Annotated in this window: 7 protein-coding genes and 2 pseudogenes; 6 read left to right on the top strand and 3 right to left on the bottom strand. The window is 34.8% G+C overall.

The window, feature by feature from the left end; genetic code table 11:
* The 4 genes and pseudogenes from MW688_RS02545 to MW688_RS02530 all read left to right on the top strand — a co-directional run.
* Positions 1–395, top strand: a pseudogene (locus MW688_RS02545) (hypothetical protein); the annotation flags it as partial.
* Positions 396–795: 400 nt separating this feature from the next.
* Positions 796–1206 (top strand): YidH family protein, encoded by a 411-nt coding sequence (locus tag MW688_RS02540; RefSeq protein ID WP_486734342.1) that lies wholly within the window; start codon positions 796–798, stop codon positions 1204–1206.
* Between the two features lie 40 nt (positions 1207–1246).
* Entirely contained in the window at positions 1247–1657 is a 411-nt protein-coding gene (locus tag MW688_RS02535; protein WP_486734341.1) for a YidH family protein, read from the top strand.
* 42 nt (positions 1658–1699) lie between these two features.
* Positions 1700–2086, top strand: coding sequence for a YidH family protein (locus tag MW688_RS02530; protein ID WP_486734340.1), 387 nt, complete (start codon positions 1700–1702; stop codon positions 2084–2086).
* Between the two features lie 125 nt (positions 2087–2211).
* Here MW688_RS02530 and tnpA read toward each other — a convergent pair whose 3' ends face one another.
* Positions 2212–2634 carry an IS200/IS605 family transposase gene (tnpA, locus tag MW688_RS02525; RefSeq protein ID WP_486734339.1) on the bottom strand — a complete coding sequence of 141 codons (423 nt, stop codon included), beginning with the start codon at positions 2632–2634 and terminating at the stop codon, positions 2212–2214.
* An 83-nt stretch (positions 2635–2717) separates the two neighbouring features.
* Between tnpA and MW688_RS02520 the strand changes: the two genes are divergently transcribed.
* Both MW688_RS02520 and MW688_RS02515 read left to right on the top strand, forming a co-directional pair.
* A complete protein-coding gene (locus tag MW688_RS02520; RefSeq protein WP_486734338.1) occupies positions 2718–4175 on the top strand; it encodes an IS200/IS605 family accessory protein TnpB-related protein in 1458 nt (485 codons plus the stop codon).
* Between the two features lie 282 nt (positions 4176–4457).
* Positions 4458–4834 (top strand): annotated as a pseudogene (locus MW688_RS02515) (Na-translocating system protein MpsC family protein).
* 50 nt (positions 4835–4884) lie between these two features.
* On the opposite strand, the gene MW688_RS02510 reads toward MW688_RS02515, so the two are convergent.
* Together MW688_RS02510 and MW688_RS02505 are read right to left on the bottom strand one after the other, a co-directional pair.
* Entirely contained in the window at positions 4885–5304 is a 420-nt protein-coding gene (locus tag MW688_RS02510) for a response regulator (RefSeq protein ID WP_486734337.1), read from the bottom strand.
* 223 nt (positions 5305–5527) lie between these two features.
* Positions 5528–6274, bottom strand: coding sequence for a response regulator (locus MW688_RS02505; RefSeq protein ID WP_486734336.1), 747 nt, complete (start codon positions 6272–6274; stop codon positions 5528–5530).
* Between the last annotated feature and the right edge of the window lie 7 nt (positions 6275–6281).

Raw genomic sequence — 6281 nt, 5'->3', positions numbered from 1 at the left:
CTATCTCTGAAACCCCAGTAACAGCAACACCAGCAACAGATACTATCTCTGAAACCCCAGTAACAGCAACACCAGCAACAGATACTATCTCTGAAACTCCAGTAACAGAAACACCAGAAACCGATACTATCTCTGAGACTCAAGCCAGAGAAATACCAGAAACCGATACTATATCTGAGACTCCAGTCACAGAAACACCAGCAACAGATACTATCTCTGAAACTCCAGTAACAGAAACACCAGCAACCGATACTATCTCTGAAACTCCAGTAACAGAAACACCAGCAACCGATACTATCTCTGAGACTCAATTGAGAGAAATACCAGAAACAGAAATAAAATCAGTATCTTTTGATAATGAAACATCTCAAGAAGACAAAGACAAAAATTATTAATAAAAAATAGAAATAAGCCTTGAAACTGCGGCGATCGCCCTTTTGAGTAATGAGTAATAAGTAATGAGTTTTGAAGTAAGAAGTTTTGAAGTTTTGAAGTAATAAGTCTTGAAGTCTTGAAGTCTTGAAGTAATAAGTTTTTAAAGTATTTATACTTACTTTTTTGAACCAAAAAACCTTTTTTTATATTTATCGCATTTTTTTAGGGAAATGATATAATTTAGCTAAAAAAACTTCTGAAACTGACTCTCTCGACATTATGGGGTAAATTGTATTTTTCGTTACACTTTCCTCACTGTTCGTGAGTTCCCTATACCCTATAAAAGATAAATGATTTGATAGGATAATTTATAACAGTCGCCATCACTAAAAACAAGTTAAATTGCTTGGAAAAAATTGAATGTCACAATCAAATAATAAATCCAATGAATTGCCCGATTACCAAATAGAATTGGCTAAAGAGCGGAATCGGATTGCTGCTGATCGCACCCTTTTAGCATGGATTAGAATCACTATATCTTTGATTGGGATTGGTTTTTTAATAGAAAGAAGCATCACAAAACTTTATTCGGGTTTAGGAATTGAACCAGCAACCACATTAATTTTAGTTGAAATTTTAAGTCCCTTATTTATAGCCCTAGGTACCATATCAATAATTACCGCAGCTTTAGATTATCAGGGAGAAATCAAACGCCTACAACAAACTGAATACTCTTATCAACCGCGTATGTCCCTAGGGATAATTGTTGCTATTATCTTAATTATTATTGCATTGAGTATCTTTGTTTCCATTTTAAGAAAACTTCTGTGAAATACGGCTCTTTTACTATTATGGGGAAAGCGCTATAAAAATGAACCCATCTTCTCATAAAAAAATTACTGGTCAAACCAATGAATTAGCTAAAGAACGCAATCGCGCTGCCGCAGAGCGTACCATGGCTTCTTGGATTCAAAACTGTGTTTCTTTAATTGGTATTGGTTTTGGGATTGAGCAAATTGTTACAGCTTTAGAGCAAAAGTTTCCAGGTAATAATCCTTTAATAACTATAGAGTTAGCTTATCTGATTAGTTTATTATTAATTGCTTTTGGGATTATATTATTAATAACGGTTATTATTCAACATTATCTTCATACTAGTTATCTTAGACGAGATGACTATTTTTTAAGTCCTAGTAATCGCCTAAACCTGTTTGTCAGCTCTAGTATTGTTATTTTTGGTTTAGTCGGTATATTAATTATTTTCCTGGGTATTCAAAGTTAAGATTAAAATAAGACTTGAACACTTTTATTTTAATTTTACTAGATGACAAATTTTAATCCTGGAACGGAGCTTGCCAAAGAGCGTAATAGAGCCGCTGAAGAAAGAACTTTAATGGCTTGGATTCGTACTTCTTTGACTTTAATTAGTTTTGGCTTTGGTATTGATAGCATTGTTTCTATTCTCGCTCAAGAGTTCGGTGGTGCTATTAACACAGTGCGGCTATCTCGTATTTTAGGAGTTTCTTTTATTGCTTTGGGAACTTTTGCCATGTTAGCAGCAGCCCTTGATTATCGTTATCAACTGAGAAAAATTCAACGTAATGATTTGTTATATCAATCTAGAAAATCACCTACTTTAATTGTGGCGTATTTTTTGGCTGTTTTGGGAACAATAGCTTTTTTCGGTGTTATTATCGGTTCCTTTATTTAACTAAAGTTACTTATAGATTACATTTTCTCCTGTATTTTTGAACAGAAATGTTGAGCGCAGTCCCCATCTAAAATCTATCTGATTTAGATGGGGTTAGCGAAACCAATAAATAAAGGCGCAGCACATTATCCTTCTGGTTGTTCTTGGTTCTGTACATACTCAATAAGACGATCTAAAGGAGCAGGTGTACCGACAGTAATAAGAGCATAACTACTAGACCAAAATTGAGGTTTAGACCCCCAATAAAATTGAGATAAATGTTCTTGGTATTCCGAACGCAAACGACGAGAAGTTACCGTTTTTATATTATTAACTAATTTAGAAAGTTCAACAGAAGGATGAGTTTCAAATAAGATGTGAATATGGTCGGCTTCCCCTCCAAATTCAATAAAATCACATTCCCATTTGGCGAAAAGTTCTCTTAAGATTAAATTCATTCTTTCAAGAATATCTGCATTAAGGGATTTTCGACGGAACTTAGTCACTAATACTAAATGGTAAATTAGGCGAAATGCGCTATTACTGCGGGTCTTGAGGGGAAGTTTCATTTGACTAATTAAACAAGTAACTAATTGACCAATTTCAGTTTAGTTGCTAGACTAATGTATAGTCAATAAGCTTTTTGCTAGAGATGAGTCGTCCACAAGCTAAAAAAAGAACTAAAAATAAAAAAGCCAAAGGAGATACTTTAATTCGTACTGATGTCTGGAAGTTAAAAGCAACATCAGTGCAAAAGAAACTAATGCAGTTGACAATTACCGAATATAGAAAATTTTTATTTCCTTTGGTAATTATTGTTAATGCTCATTGGACTCATCTCATCACCTTGACCGATAAAGAAAGGGTAAATTGGATAGAAAAAGCCATTCATATTACTAAGGAAAATCCCAATCCTAAGTATCGTTATTATCAAAAAGTTATTGCTAAATATCCATCATTTCGCAAGTTCCCTAGTTATTTACGAAGAGCAGCAATTGCTGAAGCATTGGGAATAGTATCAAGTTTTCAAACTCGTTACAGAGAATGGCAATCAGGGGCGAGAAAACATAAGTTTGTTCGACCGCCTAGTTTGACAGCAATGTGTCGCGCCTATCCTGCTTTATATAAAGGTCAACAGATAAAGTACAACGAGAATTATCAAAGTGCTGACCTTAAAGTTTGGGGTGGTTCAGATTGGGTTTGGTTAACTGATATTCCCATTAAACGGCATGGATTGAATCGACACTTAACAGTAGGAAATGAGTTGAAATCACCAGCCTTAGTTGTCAATCGAAAAAGTTGCCAGTTGTCGATGCCAGTAAAAGTTAAACCAATAAAAAAGGAGGATTCAGATTATGTTTGTTCCGTAGATTTAGGGATTAATAATGCAGCAACTTGTGCCATTATTGGACGAGACGGTACTGTAAAGGCTCGGAAATTTATTAATCCGGCTAGAGACATAGACCGTCGTAACAAGCGCAGATTAATTATAGCCAAAAAATCAAAACAAACTCATCACAAGACCGGAGAAAAATTGTCTCAAGGCTTTTGTCGAGGACTTTACCGTAAATCTAGTCAAATAAATTTAGAGATTTCTCGTAAAGTAGCTAGGCAAATTATTGAGTTTGCTCAACTTCATAAGGTTAAAGTAATTGTCATCGAAAACTTAGCAGGATGGAAAGCTAAGGCAGGAAAGAAAGGCACTTTAATGAGACAGAAGTTTCATTTATGGTGTCATCAAAAAATTGTCGAGATTTTAAGTAACCGATGGACAGAGTTAGGGGGAAATGTGCAAACAATTAACCCTAAATATACCAGTGCCTATGCCTTTGATGGAAGTGGGAAAGTTAAAAGGGATAAAAAGAATTATTCTTTGTGTGTTTTCCCCTCTGGTAAACAGTATAATGCCGATTTATCCGCTTCATATAATATCGGGGCTAGGTATTGGTATTCTGTCTTAATTGGTGAGGGGCTGTCCTTGGAGGTTTCCTCCAAGGCTTGTAAGCCCCGTGATCAATATTTTTCTAGGGTGTACGAAAGCAAAAGTTCTTCCGGCACACAGCGAACGCCTGTAACTCTGGGGACATTGAGAAGTTTGTATGCTTCTTGATGCGAATGAATCCCCATCCATAATCTTCGATTTGGATGGGGTGCGTTCAAGGATAAAATCAGGCGTAGGTATTTTTTCCCAATTCCGAATTCCTGTAGACGGCCTCACTCCTTCTTTCTTTGATAATTTCGATACCTGAGGTCTAAATAACAAAAGCTATAGTGTTTTTATGATATTATATTTAAATAAAATCAACTGTAGTTAATTACATTGTTGTTTTTAACTTGCTCTTTTAACTTAAAAATAATCATCTAAAATTCTTAACAGGAATCAATTATTAAGATGTCAAACCAAGAATTACCAACTCGGGGACAGTTAGAACGTGAGTTATCACAAAAAATCTACGCATTTTACCGACAAAAATTGCAACAAAATCCTTCTAAAATAATTTCTCAAATTTTAGAAAAAAAATAGTCATAATCATAGAAGAATCTATTAGCAATACTGAAAAAATTTTAATTGAGCAGGGTCAAACAAAATTAGCCAAGGAAGTTCGGGATAATCTTGATTTCAGCCTTAAATCAGAACTTCAAGAACTCATCAAAGAAGTCACTGGTGTTAAAGTCATTGATATTCTTACAGACGCAACCTTGAAAACCGCTAGAACGGGTATAATCATCATCTTAGATAGTATGCCTGAAATTCGTAGTAACAAGTAGTAGCTGGGGAAGGTTATTATTTTTCCTGTCTTATTTTGCTGCTAAATTTTTCAGCAGGCTATGCTTAAATGTTTGATGATTATTTTTTCTAAATCATTGATTAAAAAAGGTTTAGTTAAATAACTATTAAAACCTGCTTTCTTGATCAAATGATGATATTCATTTTGCACCAAACCTGTAACTGCTATTAAGGGAATTTTAGCAGTTCGTTCATTTTGCTTAAGCTGATAAGCTAAGTCTATACCGTTTATTTCTGGCATGACAATATCTAGCAAAATTAAATCAGGTAAATATTTATTGGCGATAGAATATAAATTGCTACTGTGTAAAACCTTAATATGATTTACATTTAAAAACTGTAAGGTATAACTAACTAGTGAGAGATTGTCCTCATCATCATCAGCTACTAATACTAAAGGTTTAGAGTCAGATTTATTTGGGTAGTAAGTAATATTGCTGTTTTGATCCATACTTATTTATTAGAGTAGATGCGAGTATGAAGCATTCTCTAAAAGGATAACTGGGTATTCTCAGTAAGATTGGCTCAAATTCTTTTTGCTAGGTCAAGACTTCTTGCTTAATTAAGGAATAAATTTACTTGAGCTAACTTTTTATTTGTTATTATCATATCACATATTCAAAAATATTTAGAAGATTTAACCATAAATTTGGCTCAATCTTGACTAAATTAAACTATTTAACTAAACCTGCGCGTAAGGCTCTAACTGCTGCCTGAGTGCGATCATCAGCACAGAGTTTGTTGAGAATATGACAAACGTGTGTTTTAACGGTGCCTACAGTGATAAATAGTTTTTCGGCAATATCAGCATTACTACATCCTGATACTATCAATTCTAAAACCTCCAACTCGCGGTCTGTAAGAGGATAGCTTTCTAAAACTTGCTGATAAGTGGGGTCTAAGGTATTGATTGACTGAGTGGCGGTATTTGCTGTGTCAACAGATTGCCCGGAAGAATTTTGCTTTGCCTGTTGCTTGTTTTTAGCTTGTTTGAGTACGATTTGAGCGATCGCCGGGTCTATCCAAGAGTTACCTTGGTAAGTTTGATAAATAGCGTTGACTAAATCATCCATATCCACATTTTTTAAACTGTAGGAGTCGGCACCTGCTGCGAAAGCTGCCATCACTGATTCTTCGCTATCGTGCATACTCAGAATCATTACCTTAGTTACTGAATCTTTTGACGCCGAATCTTTTGACATTGATTTGATTTTTTGAGTTACTTCAATCCCATCTATATCAGGTAAGCCGATATCAACCAAAGCTATATTAGGTTGATGCTGGTTAATTTTATTAATTCCTTCCCTGCCATTAGCGGCGCTGTCAACTACTTCTAAATCTGAATATTGCTTGAGGGCTGCACAGAGACCTATTCTACTCAAGTCATGGTCTTCTATTAAAACTATAGTGATTTTATCCATATCGATT

The sequence above is a fragment of the Johannesbaptistia floridana genome (genome assembly GCF_057440575.1).
The sequence above is the reverse complement of the archived record's forward strand: the minus strand, read 5'-3'. Positions and strand labels throughout refer to the sequence as shown.